The organism is Nocardia cyriacigeorgica (assembly GCF_010868145.1).
GTDB classification, from domain to species: Bacteria; Actinomycetota; Actinomycetes; order Mycobacteriales; family Mycobacteriaceae; genus Nocardia; species Nocardia cyriacigeorgica_D.
This window is the reverse complement of the sequence record NZ_JAAGUY010000011.1, coordinates 1-22679: the sequence shown is the minus strand read 5'-3', so window position 1 is coordinate 22679 and position 22679 is coordinate 1. Positions and strand designations below refer to the sequence as shown.

27 protein-coding genes are annotated in these 22679 nt (G+C 65.8%); 15 read left to right on the top strand and 12 right to left on the bottom strand.

Annotated elements, in window-relative coordinates; all coding sequences use genetic code 11:
• Positions 1–19 precede the first annotated feature (19 nt).
• Both GV792_RS15010 and GV792_RS15005 read left to right on the top strand, forming a co-directional pair.
• On the top strand, positions 20–889 hold the full coding sequence (locus tag GV792_RS15010; protein WP_163824728.1) for a TIGR03619 family F420-dependent LLM class oxidoreductase: 870 nt from the start codon (positions 20–22) through the stop codon (positions 887–889).
• A gap of 177 nt (positions 890–1066) precedes the next feature.
• Entirely contained in the window at positions 1067–1912 is an 846-nt protein-coding gene (locus tag GV792_RS15005; RefSeq protein WP_163824727.1) for a 3-hydroxybutyryl-CoA dehydrogenase, read from the top strand.
• 154 nt (positions 1913–2066) lie between these two features.
• Here the strand turns inward: GV792_RS15005 and GV792_RS15000 are convergent, their stop codons facing one another.
• Genes GV792_RS15000 through GV792_RS14985 form a run of 4 tightly spaced genes read right to left on the bottom strand, consistent with a single transcriptional unit; the run spans position 2067 to position 5915 of the window.
• On the bottom strand, positions 2067–3551 hold the full coding sequence (locus GV792_RS15000; RefSeq protein WP_163824726.1) for a flavin-containing monooxygenase: 1485 nt from the start codon (positions 3549–3551) through the stop codon (positions 2067–2069).
• Entirely contained in the window at positions 3548–4132 is a 585-nt protein-coding gene (locus tag GV792_RS14995; protein WP_163824725.1) for an NAD(P)/FAD-dependent oxidoreductase, read from the bottom strand. The genes GV792_RS15000 and GV792_RS14995 overlap by 4 nt, the downstream gene beginning before the upstream one ends.
• Complete coding sequence (locus GV792_RS14990) at positions 4129–5052, bottom strand: ferritin-like domain-containing protein (RefSeq protein WP_163824724.1); 924 nt, start codon at positions 5050–5052, stop codon at positions 4129–4131. Before GV792_RS14990 ends, GV792_RS14995 begins: the two co-directional genes overlap by 4 nt.
• A gap of 26 nt (positions 5053–5078) precedes the next feature.
• Positions 5079–5915, bottom strand: coding sequence for an SDR family NAD(P)-dependent oxidoreductase (locus tag GV792_RS14985; protein ID WP_163824723.1), 837 nt, complete (start codon positions 5913–5915; stop codon positions 5079–5081).
• Positions 5916–6017: 102 nt separating this feature from the next.
• On the opposite strand from GV792_RS14985, the gene GV792_RS14980 reads away from it, so the two are divergent.
• On the top strand, positions 6018–6671 hold the full coding sequence (locus GV792_RS14980; RefSeq protein ID WP_163824722.1) for a TetR/AcrR family transcriptional regulator: 654 nt from the start codon (positions 6018–6020) through the stop codon (positions 6669–6671).
• 162 nt (positions 6672–6833) lie between these two features.
• Here the strand turns inward: GV792_RS14980 and GV792_RS14975 are convergent, their stop codons facing one another.
• Positions 6834–7466, bottom strand: a complete 633-nt coding sequence (locus tag GV792_RS14975; protein ID WP_163824846.1) for a TetR/AcrR family transcriptional regulator — start codon at positions 7464–7466, stop codon at positions 6834–6836.
• A gap of 146 nt (positions 7467–7612) precedes the next feature.
• On the opposite strand from GV792_RS14975, the gene GV792_RS14970 reads away from it, so the two are divergent.
• From GV792_RS14970 to GV792_RS14955, 4 genes are all read left to right on the top strand, one after another.
• On the top strand, positions 7613–8551 hold the full coding sequence (locus tag GV792_RS14970; RefSeq protein ID WP_163824721.1) for a metal-dependent hydrolase: 939 nt from the start codon (positions 7613–7615) through the stop codon (positions 8549–8551).
• Positions 8551–9711, top strand: coding sequence for a hypothetical protein (locus GV792_RS14965; RefSeq protein ID WP_163824720.1), 1161 nt, complete (start codon positions 8551–8553; stop codon positions 9709–9711). Before GV792_RS14970 ends, GV792_RS14965 begins: the two co-directional genes overlap by 1 nt.
• Before the next feature lie 174 nt (positions 9712–9885).
• Positions 9886–10470 (top strand): TetR/AcrR family transcriptional regulator, encoded by a 585-nt coding sequence (locus GV792_RS14960; protein ID WP_178124428.1) that lies wholly within the window; start codon positions 9886–9888, stop codon positions 10468–10470.
• The gene (locus tag GV792_RS14955) at positions 10467–11648 is read left to right on the top strand and encodes an NADH:flavin oxidoreductase (RefSeq protein WP_163824719.1); all 1182 of its coding nucleotides are present in this window, start codon (positions 10467–10469) and stop codon (positions 11646–11648) included. The genes GV792_RS14960 and GV792_RS14955 overlap by 4 nt, the downstream gene beginning before the upstream one ends.
• A 30-nt stretch (positions 11649–11678) precedes the next feature.
• Here the strand turns inward: GV792_RS14955 and GV792_RS14950 are convergent, their stop codons facing one another.
• Complete coding sequence (locus tag GV792_RS14950) at positions 11679–12659, bottom strand: MerR family transcriptional regulator (RefSeq protein ID WP_163824718.1); 981 nt, start codon at positions 12657–12659, stop codon at positions 11679–11681.
• Between the two features lie 15 nt (positions 12660–12674).
• Entirely contained in the window at positions 12675–13328 is a 654-nt protein-coding gene (locus GV792_RS14945) for a HEAT repeat domain-containing protein (protein WP_163824717.1), read from the bottom strand.
• 171 nt (positions 13329–13499) lie between these two features.
• On the opposite strand from GV792_RS14945, the gene GV792_RS14940 reads away from it, so the two are divergent.
• Together GV792_RS14940 and GV792_RS14935 are read left to right on the top strand one after the other, a co-directional pair.
• Positions 13500–13784 (top strand): ArsR/SmtB family transcription factor, encoded by a 285-nt coding sequence (locus tag GV792_RS14940; RefSeq protein WP_163824716.1) that lies wholly within the window; start codon positions 13500–13502, stop codon positions 13782–13784.
• Positions 13781–14167, top strand: coding sequence for a VOC family protein (locus tag GV792_RS14935; protein ID WP_163824715.1), 387 nt, complete (start codon positions 13781–13783; stop codon positions 14165–14167). The genes GV792_RS14940 and GV792_RS14935 overlap by 4 nt, the downstream gene beginning before the upstream one ends.
• A gap of 58 nt (positions 14168–14225) precedes the next feature.
• Here the strand turns inward: GV792_RS14935 and GV792_RS14930 are convergent, their stop codons facing one another.
• The 4 genes from GV792_RS14930 to GV792_RS14915 form a co-directional block, all read right to left on the bottom strand.
• On the bottom strand, positions 14226–14669 hold the full coding sequence (locus GV792_RS14930; protein ID WP_163824714.1) for an acyl-CoA thioesterase: 444 nt from the start codon (positions 14667–14669) through the stop codon (positions 14226–14228).
• Positions 14656–15519 carry an LLM class F420-dependent oxidoreductase gene (locus GV792_RS14925; RefSeq protein WP_163824713.1) on the bottom strand — a complete coding sequence of 288 codons (864 nt, stop codon included), beginning with the start codon at positions 15517–15519 and terminating at the stop codon, positions 14656–14658. Before GV792_RS14925 ends, GV792_RS14930 begins: the two co-directional genes overlap by 14 nt.
• Before the next feature lie 33 nt (positions 15520–15552).
• The gene (locus tag GV792_RS14920) at positions 15553–16422 is read right to left on the bottom strand and encodes an SDR family NAD(P)-dependent oxidoreductase (protein ID WP_163824712.1); all 870 of its coding nucleotides are present in this window, start codon (positions 16420–16422) and stop codon (positions 15553–15555) included.
• A 151-nt stretch (positions 16423–16573) separates the two neighbouring features.
• Positions 16574–18178 (bottom strand): MFS transporter, encoded by a 1605-nt coding sequence (locus GV792_RS14915; protein ID WP_163824711.1) that lies wholly within the window; start codon positions 18176–18178, stop codon positions 16574–16576.
• A 412-nt stretch (positions 18179–18590) separates the two neighbouring features.
• Here GV792_RS14915 and GV792_RS14910 point away from each other — a divergent pair, with 412 nt between their 5' ends.
• The 5 genes from GV792_RS14910 to GV792_RS14895 all read left to right on the top strand — a co-directional run bounded on the left by GV792_RS14910 (position 18591) and on the right by GV792_RS14895 (position 21643).
• Entirely contained in the window at positions 18591–18971 is a 381-nt protein-coding gene (locus GV792_RS14910; protein ID WP_163824710.1) for an SHOCT domain-containing protein, read from the top strand.
• Between the two features lie 48 nt (positions 18972–19019).
• Positions 19020–19337 carry an amphi-Trp domain-containing protein gene (locus GV792_RS14905; RefSeq protein ID WP_163824709.1) on the top strand — a complete coding sequence of 106 codons (318 nt, stop codon included), beginning with the start codon at positions 19020–19022 and terminating at the stop codon, positions 19335–19337.
• A gap of 50 nt (positions 19338–19387) precedes the next feature.
• Positions 19388–19873, top strand: a complete 486-nt coding sequence (locus tag GV792_RS14900; RefSeq protein WP_256668508.1) for a hypothetical protein — start codon at positions 19388–19390, stop codon at positions 19871–19873.
• A gap of 921 nt (positions 19874–20794) precedes the next feature.
• A complete protein-coding gene (locus GV792_RS29070) occupies positions 20795–20971 on the top strand; it encodes a hypothetical protein (RefSeq protein WP_175583004.1) in 177 nt (58 codons plus the stop codon).
• A gap of 36 nt (positions 20972–21007) precedes the next feature.
• Positions 21008–21643, top strand: coding sequence for a DUF1345 domain-containing protein (locus GV792_RS14895; RefSeq protein WP_163824707.1), 636 nt, complete (start codon positions 21008–21010; stop codon positions 21641–21643).
• Here the strand turns inward: GV792_RS14895 and GV792_RS14890 are convergent.
• A complete protein-coding gene (locus GV792_RS14890) occupies positions 21633–22307 on the bottom strand; it encodes an MMPL family transporter (protein WP_309139115.1) in 675 nt (224 codons plus the stop codon). The two genes, GV792_RS14895 and GV792_RS14890, sit on opposite strands and share 11 nt — an antisense overlap.
• 74 nt (positions 22308–22381) lie before the next feature.
• Between GV792_RS14890 and GV792_RS14885 the strand changes: the two genes are divergently transcribed.
• Positions 22382–22679 (top strand): hypothetical protein (locus GV792_RS14885; RefSeq protein ID WP_175584393.1); only part of this gene is annotated, 298 nt, incomplete at its 3' end.

Here is a 22679-nt window from a genome sequence, read left to right as displayed (position 1 = left end):
ACGAATACCGAGGACGACCATGAAATTCAGTCTCGGCGTCGCCATGATTCCCCTCGATCAGCTTCCCGCACTGGCAATCACCGCTGAGGAGTGCGGTTTCTCCTCCATCGCACTGCCCGATTCGCTGTTCTACTCCGAGCAGGTCTCCGCCGCCTACCCCTACACCCCCGACGGCAGTCGGATGTGGGACGCCGATACACCGTGGGTGGATCCGCTGATAGCGGCGGCCACGATGGGTGCGGTCACCACGACACTGCGGTTCTACACCCAGGTGATCAAGCTCGGCTCCCGCAATCCGGTGCTGCTCGCCCGGCAGGTCGGCTCCGTGGCCACGGTGACCGGCAACCGGTTCGGCCTCGGTGTCGGATTGGGTTGGGCACCCGAGGAATTCACCTGGTGTGGCGCACCCTATGAACACCGTGGGCCACGCGCCGAAGAGATGATCGATATCCTGCGGCTCATTCTGGGCGGCGGCATGGTCGAGTACCACGGCCGCTTCTTCGACTTCGACCGCTTGCGGATGAGCCCGGCACCCACCGCGCCCGTCCCGATCTACGTCGGTGGGCACACCGCGCCCGCGCTACGCCGCGCGGCCCGCCTCGGCGACGGCTGGACCTCGGCGATGATGACCTTCACCGAGCTCGAGGAGACCATCGCCACCCTCACCCGGCTACGCTCCGAGTACCAGCGTGACGCGGAGCCGTTCGAGATCCAGGCCTTCTGCACCGACCGCTTCGGTCTCGACGGGTACCGCGAACTGGCCGCTATCGGTGTCACCGACACCATCGTCGTCCCCTGGCCGCTCTACGGTCTCGGATTCGACGCGCCGCTCGACGCGAAGACGGACGCACTGCGACGCTTCGCCAAGGACATCATCGACGGGTTCTGAGCACGGTGCTGGTGGCCGGTGCAACGACGCCGGCAATTCGTGCCGGGGGCGTTCACCTGATCAGGCGTGTTGCTGGCACACCCCGTCGGACCTCACAACACCAGCCCAGCCGACGGTAGGTCGACCCCGGTCCACCATGATGACTGCGAGACATCCGAGCACGAGGAGAGATCGAGAATGCAATTCATCGGCGTGATCGGCGGTGGCACCATGGGTGCGGGCATCGCGGAGGTGGCTGCCCGGGCGGGCGGATCGGTCCTGATTCTGGAGCGTGACGGCGCGGCAGCCGACGCCGCCGTCGAACGGATCGAGAAGTCGCTGGCACGCGCGGTGAAATCAGGACGGTTGGAACAGGCGGCGGCCGATGAGGCGCGGGCGCGGGTCGGCGTGACCACCGATATCGGTGATTTCGCCGACCGGGAACTGGTGATCGAAGCCGCCCCGGAGATCGAATCGCTCAAGGCGGACTTCTTCGCCAAACTGGACGCCATCGTGTCGCCGCAGACCGTCCTGGCGACCAATACCTCCTCCATCCCGGTGATCCGGCTGGCCAATGCCACCGCGCACCCCGAGCGTGTGGTCGGCCTGCACTTCTTCAACCCGGTCCCGGTACTGCCCCTGGTCGAGGTGGTGGTGACGTTGAAGACCGACCGGACGGTCGCCGACGCGGTCACCGCCTACGCGCGCGACGTGCTCGGCAAGCGCACGATCGAATCCAAGGATCAGGCCGGATTCATCGTCAACGCACTGCTGATCCCGTACCTGTGCAGTGCGATTCGCATGTTCGAAACCGGATTCGCCAGCGCCGAGGACATCGATGAGGGCATGGTCAGCGGCTGCGCGCACCCGATGGGGCCACTGCGTCTGACCGACACCGTCGGACTCGATGTCACCCTCGCCGTGGCCGAATCGCTGTATGCCGAGTTCGGCGAACCTCAGTACGCACCGCCGGTGCTGCTGCGTCGCATGGTCGATGCCGGGTACCTGGGCCGCAAGGCCGGCCGAGGCTTCTACACCTACTGATGTCTCGTCGGCCGGGTCGCTGCACGCGCCCCGGCCGCAACGAGGTCGTGCCCGAGCCGTCCGATCTCGGCCCTGTTGTCTGCGCGGACTCCGCGAAGGCTGCTCAGCGAGGAAGCTTCGACCGGACTGGGATCGAGGCCGCAGCGCACGCACGTCAGGTGAAGACGTAATCCGCCAGCGGGAAATGGCCACTGCGCCAGGCAGCTTCGAGGGTGGAGGCGGGACGAAGTGGCACGTCGCCGTGTTTGTCGAAGTAGTAGCTGTTAGCGGTGGCGCAGCTGTCCTGCCAGAACACCTGGCCACCGCGGCGGGCGAGCATTTCGCGGAAGTAGCGGTCGTTGGCTTCCTCGGTGACCTCGATGCGGTCGGCGTCGGTGGCGCGGGCGTGGTCCAGGCAGCGCAGGATGTGGCGGGTCTGGTTCTCGATCAGGGTGAAGTAGGACGCGCCGTTGTAGCCGTAGGGGCCGATGATGGAGAAGAAGTTGGGGAAGCCGGGGACACTCACGCCCTCGTAGGCCTGCAGGCGGTTCTCGTCCCACCACGTCTCCAGGTCGCGGCCGCCCACGCCGTGCAGATCGTAGGTGGGCATATTGCCCGATTCCATCACCTTGAAGCCGGTGGCGAGAATGAGCACGTCGGCAGGGTGTTCGCTGCCGGACTCGGTGTGCACGCCGGTAGGTGTGATGTCGCCGATCGGCGTGGTTTCCAGCGTGACATTGGACCGGTTGAAGGTCGCCAGGTAGTCGTTGGAGAAGCTGGGTCGTTTACAGCCGAGCGCGTACTTCGGGGTCAGCGCCTCCCGCACGACCGGGTCTTTCACCTGGCGGCGCAGATGAGCCAGCCCCGCGCGCTCGCCGATCGCGGCGGTCGGCAGGGAACGGTAGTAGTGGGCGGCAAGGGGGAAGGTGAATTCGACGTAGGTCTGGCTCACCAGCCGGGTCAATGTGCGTCCACCCGGAACCTTCATCGCCAAGCGCACAGGCAGCGGCAGCGGCGCATCGGGACGGGGCAGGCACCATATCGGGGTGCGCTGGAATACCGTCAGCTGCGCGACCTGCGGCGCGATCTCGGGGATCACCTGTACGGCCGATGCACCGGTACCGATGATCGCGACCCGCTTGCCGCGCAGGTCCTGGCGGTGGTCCCAGCGCGAGGTGTGCATCGTGACGCCCGCGAAGCTATCGATGCCGGGGATGTCGGGGAGCTTGGGCCGGGTGAGCACGCCGGTGGCGCTGATCACGAAACGCGCCGTGAGGTCGCCCGCCTCCGCGGTGTGCAGAACCCAGCGATGGGCATCCTCGTCGAAGTCCGCGCCGACCACCGTGGTGCCGAAGCGAATACGCGGCCGCAGCTCGTACTTGTCGACACACGATTCGGCGTAGGCCTTGAGTTCGCGCCCTGGTGCGTAGACCCGTGACCAATCGGTGCGCTGCTCGAAAGAGAACTGATAACTGAACGACGGAATATCCACGGCGACACCGGGATAGGTGTTCCAATGCCATGTCCCACCGACACCGTCGGCGTCGTCGACGATCACGAAGTCGTCGAATCCGGCGTTGCGCAACGCGATCGCCGCGCCGATCCCGGAGAACCCTGCGCCGACGATGATGATCTCGTGGTCGATTCCGGCGGTGGTCATGCGATCTCCTTCGGCCGAGTGGCAATGACAGCGGTGACGAGTTCGGGCGGGTTGTGCATGCGGCCAGCGCGCGCGACCATACGCACGACGTGCCCGGCGTCCTCGGCGTAGACAATGGTGTCGACCCGGTGCTCGATCCCGTCGACCGTCCGCACGCCCTGCGGAACCAACCGCGCGATCGGCCAGGTCACCAGCGTGCAGTGCGGTTGCCGCAGTGTGCGGTAGTAACTGTTGTGCACCGCGACGCCTGCGGTGTCGTCCGGGGTCAGCCGGTGCCGCAGCCACGAATCACGCACCTGGACACGCAGGTTCACGCGTGCGATCAGCCGCACCACCCAATCGGGAGTTCGCCGCAGCGTTTCGGCATCTGGCAGCGGCGCCCGCGGCAGAATCCACACCGCATCGGACTGGAATACCGTCACCCGCGCGGCCTCCGCGGCGATTCCCGGCAGTAGCCGCGCGGCCGCCGCGCCGGTGCCGATGATCGCGACCCGCCGACCGGTGAATTCGTGCCGTGGGACGAAAGCCGTACGGTGCGACTGAGTGCCGTGAAAGGTTTCGGCGAACCGGGGCGTGGTCATTTCGCCACCGGCTCGTAGGTCAGCTCGTCCGACCAGGACGGTTTGCGACCGAGCATGCGCACCGGGAAACGATCGATACACGCGTTGGACACATCGGCCAGCAACTGGAACGGCTGACGGCGATGGATGGTGGCCTTACCGTGCATCTTCACCACGTGATACAGCGGCATCCGCCGAATCGACGGGCTACGCTCGCCGACACTCTCGTAGCGGCGCACCGCCTGCCACAGTTTCTCCTCGTCGAGCCCGAGGGCGATGATGTTGGTCGACATCCGCGACAGCAGTGGCGCATACAGCAGTGCGCCGAGCACGAACGATGGTCGTACCGCGAATCCGGCCGTCTCGATGGCAATCCGGCGTAGCGGCCCGGCGCCGAGCTGTTCGAGCACCTGGAAACCGACGGCCAGGTGGCGGGATTCGTCGCTGTTGATGTGCCGGAACACCTCGTGACACACCGGGTCCTCGACTTCGTCCAGCAGGAATTTCACCAGCGCGCCGTCCAGAGCGGTCTCCAGCGAAGGGATGACGGTGCCGAGCACCGGCAGCGACAGCTGGTCGGCGTAGCGGTCGAGCCAGCTGATGACGAGGCGGATGTTCTTGTTGGGCACCGGCATCGCGTCGCCGTCGACCATGCCCCACCGGCGCATCAACGCCAGTTCGGCATTGGCGTGCTTCTGCTCCTCGGCGTGGAAGTACCGGTAGATCTCCCGCAGTGGCCCCGGTGGCGCCTGGTGCACGAGTGCGGCGAAGCCGCGGGCTCCCACGTGTTCGATCCACACGAGATCGGCCATGAAGGTGGCGAGCCGAGGGCGCTGCTCGTCGGTGATGGTGTCGGCACCCGGTGCGTCCCAATCGATATCGGCCAGCGCCCACTGCTTGGTGCGAATGGTGGCGAGCATATCGGGATAGGCGAACGTCATCGTTCGAACTCCTTCGGCGTGATGGATCAGCGCACGACCCGCCCGAGCAGGCCGGCCGAACGGGTGTAGGTCGCGGGCATCCACCGTTTGGCCTGCCACAGCATCTTGGCCTCCAGCTGCGGCACCACGTACAGCTCGCCGTGGTCCACGGCGTCGAGGGCGGTGCGGGCGATGGCGGCCGGTGCGCGACCGGTCCAGCGCAGGAGCAGTCCGCCGAACCGCTCGGCGGTCTCGTCTATCGGTGAATCCGCGTCCATGATGTTGGTTTTCACACCGGTCGGGCACAGCACGGTGACGCCGACTCCGGTGCCAGCCAGCTCCGCGGACAGGGTCTCCGACAGCGCCAGCACTCCTGCCTTGCTGACGTTGTAGGCGGCCATCCGCGGCGCCGCGCCGAACGCGGCCGCCGAGGCGACATTCACGATCGCCCCGCGCCCCGCCGTCCGTAGGATCGGCGCGAAGACGTGACAGCCGTGGATGACACCCCACAGATTGACGTCGAGGGTGCGGTGCCAGTCGTCGAGGGCGAACTCGCCGACCACCGGTCCCCCGGCCCCGATGCCCGCGTTGTCGACGACGAGGGTGGGTGCGCCGGCGAACCAGTCCTGTGCCGTGGCGGCCAGCCCGTCGACCTCGGCGATCGCGGAGACGTCGCACACTGTGCCGATCGCCTTCCCGCCGGCGGCCTCGACCAATCCGGCGGTTTCGTCGACGCGGCCGTGGTCGATATCGGAGCAGACGACGCGGCCGCCGCGCCTGCCCAGTTCGACGGCGAACGCCCGCCCGATGCCGCTGCCCGCGCCGGTCACCACGGCGTCGGCGTTCGTGGTCCGGCGGTCTCCGCCGAAGGGAAACAGTCGCATGGCAACTCCCGGGTCGACCCGGCGAGGCTCGAATTGGTGGCAACTGCCACCATTGGCCGCACCTGACACCAATTAGGCTCGCGACGGAGTACTTTGTCAACCATGGATGTGCGCGCACCGGCACGGACCTGGGGCGGGCTGACCACCGACCAGCGCAGAGCACAGCGGCGGAGCAGCCTGGTCGAGGCCGCCCTCGACATCTGGATCGACAACGGGTGGGCCGCGGTGACCATGCGCGGCGTCTGCCAGCGGACCTCGCTCAACGACCGCTACTTCTACGAGCACTTCGCCGACCGCGACGAACTGCTCGCGGCGGTCTGGGACGAGGTGTGCACCGGGGTGTTCGTCGATCTAGCGAGTGTCGTCGCCGAGAACACGCACCGGAGGCCGCTCGAGATCATGCGCGCCGCCATCACCCGCGCCGTCGAGTTGCAGTCCGATCCGCGCGGCCATGCCAGAATCCTGCTCGCCGACCACGCCGGCAGCGCCGTCCTCGAGCAGCGCCGCAAAACGATGCTCACCGACGCCACCGACCTCCTCATCGCCACCGCATGGCCCTACCTGCGCCCTGGCGTCGACGAAACTGCCATCCGCATGAGCACCCTGGCCGGCATCGGCGGTTTCATCGAACTGTTGTCCGCTTGGCGGACCGGGGTCCTGGACGTGGACGCCAACCGTATCGTCGAGCACACCAGCGCCATCGCAGCACAGCTCGGCACGATGTTCCTCCCGCCGGAACTCATCGGCGACCAGTAGGCACGCACCTCCGGATCTCGGCGCTGTCTCCGTCGCGCATCTCGTGGGTCACTGAAACCCTGCCCCCGCGGGCAGAGGAGAGAACGGTTCCGGCGCAATAGATCCCGACCAGCCGTTCCACCGACGGCATACCTTCGTGGCGTGAACGTACAAGGGTACCGATCAGGTGCCCCGCCCTGTCCGCGTCGAGAACTCGCGCTGGGCGGCGATGGCGGAACCCATCCAGCGGCGGAGGTAGGCGCGTAACTGGTCGTCGGTGCGGGGTGGGTGGCCTGGGGACACGAAGAACGAGTGCATTGTGCGTAGGACGTATTCGACCAGTTCGCGCAGGGCCGCGTCGTCGTAGCCGTGTGCGTCCCAGTCGACGTCGAAGCGGCGGATCATCGTCATGCCGAAGGCTTTGGCTTGGACGGAGGTGAGGCTGTCGGGGTCGACATTCGCGTACGAGCTCGACAGCAGGATGCCGAGGTGCGGGGTTCGGCGCACTTCGGTGAGGGTGTAGACCACACCTTCGGTCATCGCCTCGACCGGGTCGTCGAGACCGGCGACATGCACGGTCAACCGGTCGAGAAAGCCGTCGACCGAGGCGATCGCGGCCGCCGTCATCAACGCCTCGGAGCTGGGGAAATAGCGGTAGACGGTCTGGCGGATGACGCCGAGCGCTTCCGCGACATCGGCGATGCTGATGGCCGCGCCGGTCCGGCCGATCAGCTCGACCGCGGCCGCGACGACGCGCCGGTGCGCTTCCTCGTCGTCCTTCGGCGGAGTCCCGCCCCACCCACGTCTGCGCGCCACCGGGCGGACGTTACCACTGCTCAGCAGGTGCGTTGTCATTCTTGCCGAAAGTAATCATACACACGGCAGCACGAGTGTATGGTGCGATTTCAGTGCGCTTCCCGACGCACACGACAGCCCCATTTCCCGACGCGAGGTAATGCACTGTGACCAACCTGCAGCCCCGAAAGATGGATTTCGGATTCGACGACGCGGATGTTCCGTTCCTGTGGAACCCGCAGAACCCGGCCTGGTCGAGCATGTCCAATGCGGTCTCGTTCCTGGCAGTGGGCTTCGAAAAGATGATCGTGAAGCTGATCATGCAGCTCAAGCCCGTATTCACCGACCAGGAGGTGGCCGAGGAAGCCACGGCGTTCATGCGCCAGGAGGGTCACCACTCGACCGCCCACCGCCAGCACGTCAAGGCACTCATCAAGCAATATCCCGGGCTGCAGAACACCCTCGACGCGGTGATCGGTGAGTTCGACCTGCTCACCGAGGCGACCTCACACAACTACCGGCTCGCCTACACCGCCGACCTCGAGGCCACCTTCACACCGGTCTTCAAGCTGATGCTCGACAACGAGGCGACGCTGTTCCGTCCCGGCGACGATCGGGTCGCATCGTTGTTCATCTGGCACTTCGTCGAGGAGGTCGAACATCGCAGCTCCGCGTTGATTCTGTTCAATTCCGTTGTCGGAGACGAGCTGTACCGGATGCGGATGGCACCGTCGATCTTCGCGCACGTGATGAAGGTGATCCGGATCGCCTGCGCGGGCTTCAATCAGCATGTCCCGCTGGCGGACCGCAAGGTCGACTCGCTGTCGATGTTCGCCAGACACCGTGCCAAGCAGAAGGTCCTGACGGCGTTCGCGCCGTATCTGACCAAGGGCCCCATGCCACGCGCATTCGACGGACTCTCCCGCCGGCAGCAGCTCACCGCCCTTGCCGGCGTCGTCCGTAGCCAGATGCCCAAACATGATCCGACGCACGAGAACCTACCCGAGCTGGCCGCCAGGTGGTTCGAGCGCTACGACGCGGGCTACGACTGCACTCGCTGGTACACCGCGGACCAGGACCGGCCGATGGTATCGGTGGTGAACTGATGTCGGATCTGTGTACGCCCACTTTCGCCGATCTCGCTACACGACTGGGCTTCTCGTGCGACGAAGCCGGCGGACTCGTCGAGTTCCGCAGCCCGGCCGCGCTGGAGAATTGGACGCTGCCGGTGCTCGAACTGACCATCGTGCTCGGCTCGGCGCTCGCACTGATCTACGCGATCATGCGACTACGCAGGCATGGCGACCCGACCAATCTGGTGCTCTGGTTCGGTGCGACCGCCTACCTGTTCGTGATCGAACCGCCGCTGTACTTCCCGTCGGCCTTCGGCATCGCCGAACATGTCGACACGATGTTCGCGCACAACGTGTTCACCGTTGACTTCATGTGGGGACGGCTACCGCTCTACATCATCGCGATCTATCCGCTGATGGCGACGCTTGCCTTCGAAATCGTCCGGATGCTCGGCATCTTCCGGCGCTACGGCGTGCTGTTCGGCGCGGTCTGCGTCGGCTTCGTGCACCACGCGTTCTACGAGATCTTCGACCAGATCGGCCCGCAACTGCGCTGGTGGGAGTGGTCGGTGGACAATCCGATCAACCAGCCGATGTTCGATTCGGTACCGCTGCCGAGCGTGGTCGTCTTCGCTGCCCTGTGGCCGATGTCGCTGGCGCTGTGTGTGCAGTACTTCGTCGGCCGCCACGTCGATGCCGGCACACGTTTCACCGGATTGCAGCTGGTGTGGCGCACCGTGGTGATCGGGTTGCTCGCCTCGGTGGGCACCTTCGTGCTTCCCCTTCCCGCGACGGTCTTCGGGATGGGCAGTGATACCGTCCGCGGATTCCTGTACGCGGCGGAGCTCGCGGTGCTTTCGGTGGTCGCGGTAGTTGTCATGACCCGGCAGTGGTTGTCCCTGCGTGCGGGAACCTCCGAGGTGCGTGCTTATCGCAACGGCCTGGTGCAGTGGTACGCGCTGGCGTACCTGGCCGTGATGGCGACGCTCTGGGCGACGGCCCTCCCCGATTTCTTCGGGGCCGTGGATGGGATCACCGACAACGGCGACCCCATCGGCAACCTCTGGTACACGATCGCCTGCTTCGTCATCGCGATCACGGCAGTACTCGCAACGTTCACGGTCCCGCGGGGGAACGCGGCTGCCGACGACGCGGCGCCTGTTGCCCGAACCGCCGCGACCAACACCACGTAGGCCGTATCGCTCGTCGGTGCGAATCAGGTCGCGCCTGGCATGCACCGACGAGCGGCACGTCGTTGAACGGTCGGCCACGACCGGAGACCAGCCCTGATCAGTTCGGCATACCTGCGCCGAACCATCGTTCAATCACTGATTGAATCAGTGATTGAAACGTGCTCTACTAGCTGTGTGCGACAAGCTGAACTCACCACCCGGGAAAGGCTGCTGACGGCTGCCGAGCGGCTACTGCTCGAATCGGGCTATGAGCGGGTCTCCATCCGGGCGGTATGCGCTGCGGCCGAGTCGAATCCGGCCGCGGTGCACTACCACTTCGGGTCGAAGGAATCACTGGTTGCCGCACTACTGCAAAGCCGGCTCGGCCCAGTGTGGGAATCCGCGATGGACGGCCTCGAAGACCGGGGCGCCGGGGTCGCGGAATGCGTATCCGCGGTGATCGATCCGCTGGTGACGCTGGCCGAGGATCCGATCGGACGGCTGCACATCCGGCTGTTGTCACGGCTGGTGCTCGGCCGTCACGATATCGGCTGGACCGCCCGCTGGTTCTCCCTCGACCCATTCGTCGATCTACTGCGCCGACAGCATCCCGATCTGCCGGATCACGAGGCGCGGGTGCGCTGGATACTGGCTTTCGACCTCATCCTCGGTCAGTTCGGCGCGCCCCTCGCCGACGATCGCGTCCTGTCCGCCCCCTCGGTCACGACGCTGCATGCGTTCGTCACCGCGGGTTTGTCCGCCCCCCTGGAGTCCCGATGACCACAGTTTTCAGCCCTGCCGAGCTCGGTCCCGTCACGTTGCGCAACCGGGTGATCAAGGCCGCGACATTCGAAGGCCGCACACCCGACGCGCTCGTCACCGACGACTTGATCGAGTACCACCGCGCGCCAGCGGCGGGTGGAGTCGGGATGACGACCGTGGCCTATTGCGCCGTCTCCCCCGAGGGCCGCACCGACCGCCATCAGATCTGGATGCGCCCGGGGGCAGTGCCCGGCTTGCGGCGACTCACCGAGGCCATCCATGCCGAGGGCGCCGCCGCGAGCGCACAGATCGGGCACGCGGGACCGGTGGCCAATGCCGCGTCGAACCGGCTGCCCGCACTCGCGCCGGGCCGGATGTTCAGCCCGCTGGGGATGGCGCGCACCGTGCGGCCCGACGCGGCCGAATTACAGCGTGTGGTGCGGGCCTTCGCCGACGCAGCACTCACCGCCGAAGAAGCCGGATTCGACGCCGTCGAACTTCATTTCGGGCACAACTACCTGATCAGCTCGTTCTTCAGCCCGCTGTTGAACCACCGGCGCGACAGCTACGGCGGCAGCCTGGCCAACCGCGCGCGCCTGGCTCGGGAGGTGGCACAGGCGGTGCGCGACGCGGTCGGCGACCGGATCGCGGTGCTGGCGAAGCTGAACATGGACGACGGCGTGGTCGGTGGGCTCCATCTGGAGGAGAGCTTGCAGATCGGGCGCTGGCTCGAGGAAGACGGCACCCTCGACGCGCTGGAATTGACCATCGGCAGCTCCCTGCTCAACCCGATGTATCTGTTCCACGGCGACGCACCACGCAAGGATTTCGCGAAAGCGTTCCACGGCCCGATGAGCTGGGGAATGCGTCTGGGCGGACGTTTCTTCCTGCGCGAATACCCCTACCGCGAGGCGTACATGCTCGGCTTGGCCCGCCAGTTCCGGTACGAACTGAATATGCCACTGGTCCTGCTCGGTGGCATCACCACAGCCGAAACGATGCAGCTGGCAATGGACGAAGGGTTCGAGTTCGTCGCCATGGCCCGCGCCCTGCTGCGCCAGCCCGATCTGCTGCTGCGTATCCAGGAGAACGAACACACGCCGTCGCTGTGCACGCACTGCAACAAGTGCATGCCATCGATCTTCACCCGCACCACATGCGTACTCGCCCGGCCCGATGGGTTGGCCCTGACCTGACCCTGTCGGACAGGCGGATTCGCCACCCCGTCAGTACCGCAGGATCGCGGAGGCGGTGGCCGCGATCGTTCGATCGGCGTCGCCGGTCAGCTCCGTGAGCGCCTCCCGCGCCGCGGCGCTCGGGATCTCGGCTAACGCCTGCGTGATTCGCAAACGGGTCGGCCCATCGTCGACGTTGTCGAGGCGATCCCGCAAATCGCGGACGATGTCGTCGGCCGCGTCCGCCTCCGCGAGCAAGCCGAGTGTTTCGGCGGCCTCGACATCGGAGCGGCCCTCGACGATCATCGCGAGGAGGGCGGGTACCGCCTCGCTGCCCCGGCGAGATCCGAGTGCCAGGGCAGCGCGGTCACGCACCGTCACATCCAGGTCGTCCAGAGCTCTCCGCAGCAGGATCGTTGCTTCCGCGGTGGGCACGGCCGCGATCGCCACCGTAGCCCGCCGCCGGACCTCGCTACTCGGCGAATCCAGGCCTATGGCCAAATCCGTCAACCCTTCGCCGGCCGCCCTCGCCAGCGACCATCGCAGCGCGCCTGCGACATTCATGTCCTCCTCCGACAGCGCCGCCTCCACCAGCGCATCGATCGGCAGCGACGCCTCGTGGGTGAGTACCGCTTGTTGACGGTGGGCTCCGGATTCCGATTCGAGCGCCCGCAACAGGGTGACGATGCTCAGTACCTCACCCCACTGCGCCGGCGCCGCCGCGTCGACCTGCTCGAGTTTTCTGAGCAGTTCCTCCTCGGCGGCGATCCGTGCACGGGTTTGCCGCATCAGCTGCCCCACCAATTCGGTTGGCGTGAATCCGGGCTCGTCCAACGCACGCTTGGCTTCGCTCAGCGATAGGCCGAGAGTGCGCAGGGACTCGACGTGGAAGAGGCGACGGATGTCGTCGACGGAATACTCGCGGTAGCCGCCCGCTGTTCGGACCGAGGGCGTCACCAAGCCCACCGCGTCGTAATGACGCAGCATGCGGGTGCTGACGCCGGAGCGCCGCGAGACTTCACCGATCAACATTCCGTCGCCTTCCATTTATGTGTCCGTGCCGGTCACTGCGATGCGCTTGGCCATCTCGAGCGACAGGGTGAACCCACTGTCGGGGTCGAGACGGAGCCGCTCGGTGGCTTCCGCATGAGCGCGAACCCGTGGATCGGGGTGCGCCATCGCGGCATCCAGCACCGGTGCCGCGGCCTCGTCGAGTGCCGCCAACGCGCGGCTGAGACTTCGCTGCACCTGGTGGTCACCGCGGCCGAGGGCGATCGCCAGATTGCCGGCGAGCTCACGCTCCTCGCCAGGGGGAACGAGCACTGTGGCCGCCCGCCACGCGCTGAGCGCGACCTCGTCGTGCTCGTCGTGCAGCAGCGCCGACACCGCAGGCCAGGCACCCCGATCACCGATCTTGGACAAGGTGTGCAGCGCCTGGCTGCGAGCCTGCGCCCGATCGGACACGAGTTCGGCGAGCAACCGCGGCACGGTGATCTCGGCAGGAAGCCGGCACAACGCCCAGGTCAACATGTCCCGGACGAAGAAATCCGGTTCGACCGCGCACCGCGCGACCAAGGTCTCGACGAGGCGGGGATCGCCGAGCGTGCCCGCCGAGAGCGCGGCCCGCAATCTGGCCGACGAATCGGCGTCGGCCAGAGCATCGACGAGGCGAGCAACGACGTCATGGTTGGTTGTATTCACGACAGCTACCTCCTTCGCCGATCACTCAAGTCCCTGTCACAGTGTCAAGGTCAAGTCGTGAAGTCACGAAGCTGAGCGGCGCGCCGGTCACATGTGCATCGAAGCATGCACCAACCACTGCCTCGGCACGCCTGCTTGACAGGCAAGTAACCACTTGCCTATCGTCGGTGCATGGGCGATATCTTCAAGGCCCTCGCCGATCCGACGCGGCGGACAATTCTCGATGAACTGACCGAGCGCGACGGACAGACCCTCTTCGAGATCTGTGTCCGGCTGACCAATCGACATCAGTTGAACCTGAGCCGACAAGCCGTATCCCAGCACTTGGCGGTGCTGGAGGATGCGGGGCTGATCACGACGCGCAAACAAGGCCGCTACAAGTTCCACCACCTCGACACCACTCCCCTGGCCGCCATCTATGAACGGTGGCCGACCACGAAAGGACACCCCACGTGAAGATCTACATCACCAGCGTGTTTGTCGACGACCAGCAGAAAGCACTCGACTTCTACACCGATGTCCTCGGCTTCATCAAGAAGCACGACGTCGACCTCGGCGAAGCCCGCTGGTTGACGGTCGTCTCCCCCGAGGACCCCGAAGGCACCGAACTCCTCCTCGAGCCGAGCGGCCACCCCGTGGTCGAGCCGTACAAGGAAGGCCTCGTCGCCGACGGCATCCCTGCCACCTCGTTCCAGGTCCCGGACGTCAAGGCAGAGTACGAGCGCCTCAGCTCCCTGGGGGTGACGTTCACCCAGCAGCCGCTGGATGCGGGTCCGGTCACCACCGCGGTGTTCGACGACACCTGCGGGAACTTGATCCAGATCGCCACTCCGAGCTGAGCGCGGGTCGCTCGACGGCCGGCGACAAGATCCATCCCGACACCTCCTCGGAGCCGGGCTATCGGACAGGTTGGCGTCGAGACTCGAGCCGCGACTCGGGGAGGGTCCGCAGAAGCTCTATAAGCCGCTGGGGCAGTGGCTGTTTCCCGAACTCGTGGTCGCGGAACGCATAGACGATATGGCCTCGGGTGACGAGTTCGTCGCCGCGGGTGAATTCGTAGCCCAAGGTGTAGGAGCTGGTGCCGATGCGGTCGAGCACCACTTGAAGTTCCAGCATGTCGAACACCCGCACCATCCGCAGATAGTCCGCCCCGGTGCTCACACCGACAGCCAACCCACCCAAATCCTCCGACTGCTCTCCCCCACGTATGCCATTGGCGAACAACCACGACGTGTATGCCCGCTCCATCCACCGAAAATACGTCGCGAAGTACACGATCCCAGCGGCGTCACAGTCGCCGTAGGCGATCTGAAAACTCAGGCTGCTATTACTCGGCGCCACCGGCGACCCCCTCGAGTTGCTCGGCGAGCCGGGCGATGAACGCCTTGACCTCGGCGGTGTCGGCGTCGGGCAGCGAGAACACCACTTCCGCCACGCCGATATCGCGCCAGTGATTCAGCTTCTCGCGGTCGGGTTCGTCGGCGAGGACGACCACCCGCGGGTCGCCGGTTCGGCCTGCATCACGCCACATCTTCTCCAGTTGGCGCACGCCCGAGTCGATGTTCTGCTCGATGGGTGTAGTGATCCAGCCGTCGGCCGAGCGCACGATCCAGGCGAAGGTCTTCTCGGTTCCGCCTGCACCGACCAGAATCGGCGGACGTGGCTGCTGCACCGGCTTCGGCCACGCCCAGCTCGGCCCGAACCGCACGTACTCACCCTCGTAAGCTGCCTCGTCCTCGGTCCACAACGCGCCCATCGCTTCGAGATACTCACGCAGGACGGTGCGCCTCTTGTTCGGTGGCACACCGTGATCGGCGAGCTCTTCGAGGTTCCAGCCGTAGCCGACGCCGAAGACGACTCGGCCGCCGGACATATGGTCCAGCGTCGCAATCGTTTTCGCGAGGGCGATGGGGTCGTGCTCGAGGGGAAGCGCGACCGAGGTGCCGAGCCCGATCCGAGTGGTGACGGCGGCCGCCGCGCCGAGCGCTACCCACGGGTCGAGTGTGCGCATGTAGCGGTCGTCAGGCAGCGTCTCGTCGCCGGTGGCCGGGTGATCGGAGGTTCGGGCCACCGGAATATGGGTGTGCTCGGGAACGTAGAAGGTATCGAAACCGTTGTCCTCCGCCGATTTCGCGGCGTCGGCCGGCGAGATCCCGCGGTCACTGGTGAACAACGACAAACCGAACTTCATGATGCTCCTACCGGAAGTCGAGGGGTGCCTGGATCAGTCGATGACCGCATCGGAGAACACCGGCGGATCGCCGAGGAACGGACGATGCGATGGCGGACGTTGCCCTTCGGTGTCCTGCACGCCGAGTTCCTGCGCGATCTCCGCGCCGACGAGCACCTGCCCGCTGCGCTTCATCACCTCGGGGTCGCGAGCGAGCGTATCGATGACGCGGCCAGTGAACTCCGGCGACTCGGCGGTCGCGGCCAAACCCTCGTAGGCGCCCGGGTTCGCCGCGAATCCGGCGAGCGTGCGCTCGGTTTTGAGCAGACCCATCCAGATCGAGAGGACAGCGACGTTGTGCGGGCGGAAGTCGACGGCCATATCGTGGGCCATCTTGTCCACCGCGGCCTTGCCCGCGCCGTAGGCGGGGCCGTGCATATAGCAGGTGCCGCCGAATGACGACGTGTTCACCACCAGCCCCGAACCGTTGGCCACCAGCAGCGGCGCCGCGTAATAGCTGGAGACGTAACTCGAGCGCATGCCGACATCCAGCAGGTCGAGCAACGTCAGCGGCTTCTCCCAGAACGGGCCCTTGTCGGTCAAACCGTCGGGCACTGTCAGAGCATTGTTGACCAAGATGTCCAGGCGTCCGTGCTCCTCTCCCAGCCGGGCGAAGAAGCCCTCGACCTGCGCGTCGTCACTGTGGTCGAGCACCACCGGGACGCCACGCCCACCGCGCCTGGAGATCTCGTCGGCCGTCGCGAACACTGTGCCCGGTAACGGTGCGTCACCCTCGGTCCGCGTCCTACCGGTGACGTACACCGTGGCACCGGTTTCCCCCAGCGCCAACGCGATACCCTTCCCCGCCCCGCGACTCGCGCCGGTGACCACAACAATCCGTTCCGAACCCACAGTCCACTCCATCCGCCGCCGGACACCGCACCCGAAAGCGCGGCCTAGATCCTGCTACTGAACCGGTTCGTCCGGAGGTCGCGTCGGCTCTGTCCCGGTGGACGGGAGACGACCTTCGAACATCGATGATGCGCAGACTTCCGCGGCCGCGAGTGTCAGCGCGTCAGGGCAGATCTCGTCCTTCGTCGGGTCTCTGTCGGGCGGATGCCGACGCGTGCGCCATGCGGAAGGAAATGGCGACGCCGATGAGTCCGGCGACCAGGGGAACGAGCAGTGCTACCTGGAGGGCGAGCGGGCGCGCGTCGGTGTTGATGCGGATGATCTCGTCCTTGATCTCGGCGGGCTGGTCGACGAGGAGCTGTTCGAGGTGGGTGTTGGTCATCACTTCGGCGTCCTCCTCGAGTACCTGTGCCACCTGCTGCTGCTCGGCGGGCGGGAGCACGGTGCTCGATTGCGCCATGGCGGTGAAGGTGATGGACAACGTTGCCAGCATGATGGCGCCGGCGAACGCCAGCCCGAACGACAATCCGAATGACCCCGCCGCCGAATTCACGCCCGCGGCTTCGCTGATCCGATCCTCCTCGATCGGCGCCAGCGTGTAGTTGTTGAGTTGCGAGACCAACAGCCCCAACCCTGATCCCGCGACCACGAGTGGGATCACCAGGCCCCAGCCGAACTGTGCCAGGGGCACGATCGGGATCAGCGCCACAGCCCCCATCGTCAATAGCGCGAACCCCACGCGGATGATGATGCCCGGGCGTCGATCTCCTGCCTTCCTACCCGCCAGCACCGCCACCGCGAACATGCTCAGCGAGAGCGGGGCGAGGGAGAGCCCGGCCTGCATCGCGTTGTACTCGAGCACCATCTGCAAGTAGATCGGCAGCGCGATCATGATGCCGCCGAGCGCGATCTGCTGAAGCATCTGCCCGGAGATACCGAGCCTGAAGGTCTTCGAGCGGAACAGATCGGGGTCCAGCAGGCTCGATTTGCCCGCGCGTTTGCGTTTCACGAGCCAATAGGCGAGGCCCGCCAACGCAAGCGCCCCGCTCGCCATGAGTACACCGACCGATTCGCCACCTTCCTGCCACACCAGGATGCCGAGCACGATCCCACCCATGCCGAGAACGGACAGGATCGCGCCTACCGCGTCGACGCCTCGGGGACCGGTGTAGGGCACCTCGCGCACGAGCCGGATACCGGAGAGCACGATCGCGATGACGACGACCTCGAGGACGAAGCCGACACGCCAGGAAAGATACGTGGTGATGAAACCTCCGAGCAGTGGTCCCACGGCAGCGGCGATCGCAGCGGCCGCTCCGACCATGGCGTAGACCTTCTGCCGCGCCACTCCCTCGAAGTTGCCGTGGATGAGGGACTGCATAGCGGGTAGCAACAGCGATGCGCCGATCCCGCCGAGCACAGCCCAGAAGATGATGATCGCGGTCAGGCTCTGCGCAACCGCCATCGCGGACGCCCCGATCGCATAGCCGAGCAAACCGAGCACATAGGCGCGTTTGCGGCCGATGAGTTCCCCGACCCTGCCACCGATCAGGATGAACGCGGCCGATACCAGCGCCTCGAGCGCAATCGCCGCCTGGACGCCGCTCACGGTCGTGTCGAGATCGCGAACCACCGACGAGATGGACACATTCATCAGCGATGTGTCGACGACGAGCACGAACATCGCCATCGCCAGCAGCAGCGCGAGCACACGTTGCGGGCCCGCCACCTGCTCGGGGCGATCACTGGTCGTCGGCCCCTCGGTCATCGGCCGAACCATGACATCACGGCCACCTCCTGGGCGCGTACCCGCGTCGCCTCGGCCTCGTACCAGAGGCGGACGATTCGCCGGACGGCAGTGTGCGACGAATCGGCGCTCGTCCATCGTCTGTCCCGCAACCGAGACAGATCAACACACGAAACGACAACGGCTCCGCTCATGGTCACAGGTTGATATCGACGTTGGGTGAATTCAGGTCGATTCGACGCCGGAAACGCCGGATGTCGGCGTTCTCCGGCAACGACCCGGGCTCATTCTCACCCCTAGCGGGTGAGCCTCGAACCCACCCGAAAATCCTAGACTCGACACAGCGGAGGTAGACCGGGTCGGCATGCACGTTCGCCCTGGTCGAGCCGACGCACCCACATGCTGGAATGCCGCATCGAAGGATGGTCACCCCATGTTGGATTCGTTCTGGGAACTGCTGTGGTACACGCTGATCATTTTCGCGTTCGTCGCCTACCTGATCCTCTTGTTCCACGTCATCGCCGACCTCTTCCGTGACCGCAGCATGTCCGGAATCGTCAAAACCCTATGGATCATCTTCTTGATCGTGCTGCCCTATATCTCGGTGTTCATCTACATCATCGCCAGAGGCCGGGGCATGGCCGAACGGACGATGCAAGCACAGGCCGAGGCCAAGGAGGCGACCGACCGGTACATCAAGCAGGTGGCCGGGAAGTCCGCCGCCGATCAGATCGCCGACGCGAAGGCCATGCTCGACGCGGGCACCATCACCCAGGCCGAGTTCGACACCCTCAAGGCGAAAGCGCTGAGCTGACGTCGATATCGCAACAGCCGCGATGAACCACCTAGGTCAGGAGTCGTCGTGCCCAAGTTGGAGCTGAAGAAGAAGTCCGCACTCTCTCGTGACGAAGTGTCGCAGCGGCTCATCGCACTCGGGCAGGCCCTCGCGGGCGGCTCGGAGGTCGAACTCGGCTCGGAGGGTGAGTCGCTCTCGATCGAGGTCGCCGACCAGGTGCGTTGGGAGCTCGAGATCGAGGTCGACGGTGATGAAACCGAGATCGAGATCGAGATCAGCTGGCGCGACGATACTTCTGGCAGCACAACCTCTACGGAGTCCAAAACCGCGGTTCGAGCCAGACCCGCACGGCGGGCTCGCCCGCGCAAGACCCCCGCGAAATGACGGAGACCGGCCCTGAGTCGCTTCTTCACGGCCCGTTGTTCTCTCGCAGGATGCCGCTGGACCGCGACAATGCGGCCAGCCGCATCAGCGCCTACATCTATGGCAACGTGCTGGTGCTCGCGGCGCTGGTGCCGGTCGTCACGGCGGACAAGTACGTGGGGATCCTGGTGGTCCTCGGCGCGAGCGGATCCACCTTCGTCGCGCATGCCTTCGCCGAAGCAGTCGGTCGAAGTGTTCGTCGGCATGGTGCGCTGACCACGTCCGAGAAGGTTCACGAACTACGCAACTCGGTCCCGATTCTCAGCTCGGCGGTACTTCCGTGCGTCATTCTCGCGACTGGATGGATGGGCTGGTTGGAGCCGAGGACCGCGCAGATCATTGCGGAGCTAGCTGTTCTGTTCCGGATCGGGGGCATCGTGTTCGTCATCGCTCGACTCAACAATGAGCGTCCGACCCGGGGGTCCGTCTACGGCGCGGTCCTGCTGGCGGTGGGCGCCGCGGCCGTCGTGATCGTCAAGATCGCGCTCACCCATTGAGTGTGCGTCACGGACAGCGGCGCCGAGCATTCCGGCGAACGTGACGGGATCGCCCGTCCAACCGTCGGCGTATACCGGCGCCCATGAGCCGTCCGACCACTGCACCCAACTCTGCGTCTCGGGCTCCTCGGCCATCGCCAAGTGCAAGCGGGCCGCACGCAAGCGGATACACGTATCGAAGCTGCATCCGATGCGTTCGTGAATGCCGACAATGCCGCGGGCGTGCGGGACGGTGAGGTAGACCGGCGCCTCATGGCAACGTTCGTAGGTGGGGTCGGTGAGCCGGTCGGTCGTGTCGGACATGGCGGAGCGGTCGAGCGGTCCTAGCTCGCCCACTGATCACCGCCTGCCAGTCCGCGCGCACCATGGGAACTGTGTGTAGCTGAGGTCGGCATGTCGTAACGCCCTCTCCCGCAAGGACGATGAGCGCACGTCCGAGCGTTGTCGTCGAGAAACTCACGAACAGGTCGGCAGGCGCGGACGATGGCATACTGGGGTCCACCGGTCCGCCGAGCCCAAGCGGTCCCCGGGTCCGGGTGCCGCGGCACTACTTCGACTTGCGTTCGCTAGAGAATAGCGGACAGCTCGACATGCTGTGCGCGCAATCGCAATTCCGGCACACGATCCAGCGCTGCGACGCGATGGCCCGGCCATCCGTTTACGCGATCGACAACTCGAGAGAAATGCGAGTCACCAGGTCAGATAAGCCTGATTGCGCCACACCGAGAGGGCTGGCGCACGCGCCACCCCCTCGGAGCCTGTCGCAATCGCACCGATCGGGAATTGATAGCTGTAAAATTGCCATCCGCTGAGTGGTGGCCCCGTGGAGCACTCGACCTCGACCTTCGAGTTCTTCATGAACCCCTCGCCACGCCGCCCGCAAGAGCTCAACCGGTATGCGAATTCGCGCATACTAACGCCATGACTTCCGACAACGACGCCTGGTACTACTGCCTCGAACACCATCGCGCGGAACAGGGTAAGGACTGCTGGGTCGGTGACCGGATGGGGCCGTACCGCGATCAAGCGACTGCCGAGAAGGCGTTGGAGATCGCCCAGGCTCGCAACCGCATTGCCGACGCACAGGACGAGGACTGAAACCTCGCGCTCAACCGATCAGTACAGTGAGCGTGCATGACTACCCGGCTCCTGCATTCCGCCGTCAGTCGACTCATCGGCTCGGTCATCGCAGGCCTCCTGATCGGAGTGCCCGTCGGCATGCTCACCGAGTGGCCGCTCGGGGTGATCGCGGGCATCGCCGCGGCCGACACCCTCTTCGTCATCATCGGGTGGCTCGTGCTGTGGCCGATGGACGCCGACCAGACGAAGGCGAACGCGCGACGCGAGGACTTCCGGCCCGTCGTCGAAGAACTTTCCGTGGTCACCGCGGCATCGAGCGCACTCATCGGCATCGTGGTGATCCTTGTCCTCGGCGACACCGGAGCACGAAAGGCGGCCGCCGCCGTCGCCCTCGGCGGTGTCTTCATGGCGTGGGCCGCGCTGCACCTCATGTACGCCGCGCGCTACGCCTATCTCTTCTACGAATCTCCCAAGGGTGGTATCGATTTCAACTCCGATGAGCCACCCGCCTACCGCGATTTCTTCTACTTCAGCTACAACCTCGGCATGACCTACCAGGTCTCCGATACCGACGTCTCCGACCGTCGGATCCGCGCCATCGCCCTGCGCCACAACCTGCTCTCCTACGCGTTCGGCACCGTCATCCTCGCGACGACGATCAACCTCGTCATGGGAATCGCTACCGGCTGACCTGGTCGGATCCGTGTGCAGCACTATCGACGACGTCGGTTTCGGCCGTCGTGGCGAACCGGTGCTCTAGTTCGGCGCCTTCGACGTCGAGGTCGGGCACAGATCGGTCGAACCAGCGCGGGTGGTACCAGATGCGATTGCCGATGAGTGCCATGAACGCGGGTATCGGCGTCAGCCGCACGATGAGGGCGTCCAGCAGTACACCGACGGCGAGGGTGAACGCCAGCGGTTTGACGATCGGGTTGTCGACGGTGGCGCACGCGGCGAAGACCGAAAGGATGAACCCCGCGATCGACGAGAGCGGAACCAATACGGTGCGGAACGCGATCGTCAGCAAGACCAGAGCCAAGCCGACCACGACCGCCAGGAAGACTGGCAGGGCGTCGGCAAGCCGGTCCGAGGTGTCGATATTGGCGGCCGTGGTGCCGCCGACCAAGTACGTTGCGCCGGTACCGCTTTCGATACGGTCGCGATCATCGCGCAGCCGGTTCACCAGATCTTTGGTCGCGGGATCATCGGGCCCGGTCTTCGGAATGACCTGGATCAGCATGATTCCGTTTCCGCTGCCTGCTGGCTGTACGGCGGCGACGCCGGGTTCCTGCTGCATCCGGCCCATGAGGGTTTGCGCGGCATCCGGGCTGGTGGCCTGCGACAGGTCGGTCACCACCACCGTCTGCCGACGACCAGCAGCAGGACTCCGTCGAACTCGGCGCAGACGACTGGGTGGTGCGTTCGCCGATGGGCGCAACCGTGGTGACCATGGCAGAGCCCGGCACGGTGCTACCCGCGCGCGCCGAGGTTGCGGTCCTCGAAGCCATGAAGATGCAGCATGTGGTCCGCGCCGAGCGCCCTCTTCGCGTGCTGCGCCACGTTGTGGCCGCCGGCGCGGTCGTCGACCCACACGCTGTGCTGCTGGTCGCCACCGACGCCGACCATGACGGTGCCACCACCGAATCCGCGGAAGTCGACCTCGACGCGGTGCGCGCCGACCTCGCCGAAGTACGCCTACGACACGCGACGATCGACGACGACGCCC

Bases quoted from the DNA above. Each gene is read 5' to 3' on its own strand.
- GV792_RS29070 (WP_175583004.1), top strand. From the start codon at position 20,795: ATGACTTCCGACAACGACGCCTGGTACTACTGCCTCGAACACCATCGC.
- GV792_RS14915 (WP_163824711.1), bottom strand. From the start codon at position 18,178: ATGACCGAGGGGCCGACGACCAGTGATCGCCCCGAGCAGGTGGCGGGC.
- GV792_RS15010 (WP_163824728.1), top strand. From the start codon at position 20: ATGAAATTCAGTCTCGGCGTCGCCATGATTCCCCTCGATCAGCTTCCC.
- GV792_RS14955 (WP_163824719.1), top strand. From the start codon at position 10,467: ATGACCACAGTTTTCAGCCCTGCCGAGCTCGGTCCCGTCACGTTGCGC.
- GV792_RS14990 (WP_163824724.1), bottom strand. From the start codon at position 5,052: ATGACGTTCGCCTATCCCGATATGCTCGCCACCATTCGCACCAAGCAG.
- GV792_RS14965 (WP_163824720.1), top strand. From the start codon at position 8,551: ATGTCGGATCTGTGTACGCCCACTTTCGCCGATCTCGCTACACGACTG.
- GV792_RS14925 (WP_163824713.1), bottom strand. From the start codon at position 15,519: ATGAAGTTCGGTTTGTCGTTGTTCACCAGTGACCGCGGGATCTCGCCG.
- GV792_RS14940 (WP_163824716.1), top strand. From the start codon at position 13,500: ATGGGCGATATCTTCAAGGCCCTCGCCGATCCGACGCGGCGGACAATT.
- GV792_RS14985 (WP_163824723.1), bottom strand. From the start codon at position 5,915: ATGCGACTGTTTCCCTTCGGCGGAGACCGCCGGACCACGAACGCCGAC.
- GV792_RS15000 (WP_163824726.1), bottom strand. From the start codon at position 3,551: ATGACCACCGCCGGAATCGACCACGAGATCATCATCGTCGGCGCAGGG.
- GV792_RS14910 (WP_163824710.1), top strand. From the start codon at position 18,591: ATGTTGGATTCGTTCTGGGAACTGCTGTGGTACACGCTGATCATTTTC.
- GV792_RS14900 (WP_256668508.1), top strand. From the start codon at position 19,388: ATGCCGCTGGACCGCGACAATGCGGCCAGCCGCATCAGCGCCTACATC.
- GV792_RS14995 (WP_163824725.1), bottom strand. From the start codon at position 4,132: ATGACCACGCCCCGGTTCGCCGAAACCTTTCACGGCACTCAGTCGCAC.
- GV792_RS14980 (WP_163824722.1), top strand. From the start codon at position 6,018: ATGGATGTGCGCGCACCGGCACGGACCTGGGGCGGGCTGACCACCGAC.
- GV792_RS15005 (WP_163824727.1), top strand. From the start codon at position 1,067: ATGCAATTCATCGGCGTGATCGGCGGTGGCACCATGGGTGCGGGCATC.
- GV792_RS14920 (WP_163824712.1), bottom strand. From the start codon at position 16,422: ATGGAGTGGACTGTGGGTTCGGAACGGATTGTTGTGGTCACCGGCGCG.
- GV792_RS14895 (WP_163824707.1), top strand. From the start codon at position 21,008: ATGACTACCCGGCTCCTGCATTCCGCCGTCAGTCGACTCATCGGCTCG.
- GV792_RS14950 (WP_163824718.1), bottom strand. From the start codon at position 12,659: ATGTTGATCGGTGAAGTCTCGCGGCGCTCCGGCGTCAGCACCCGCATG.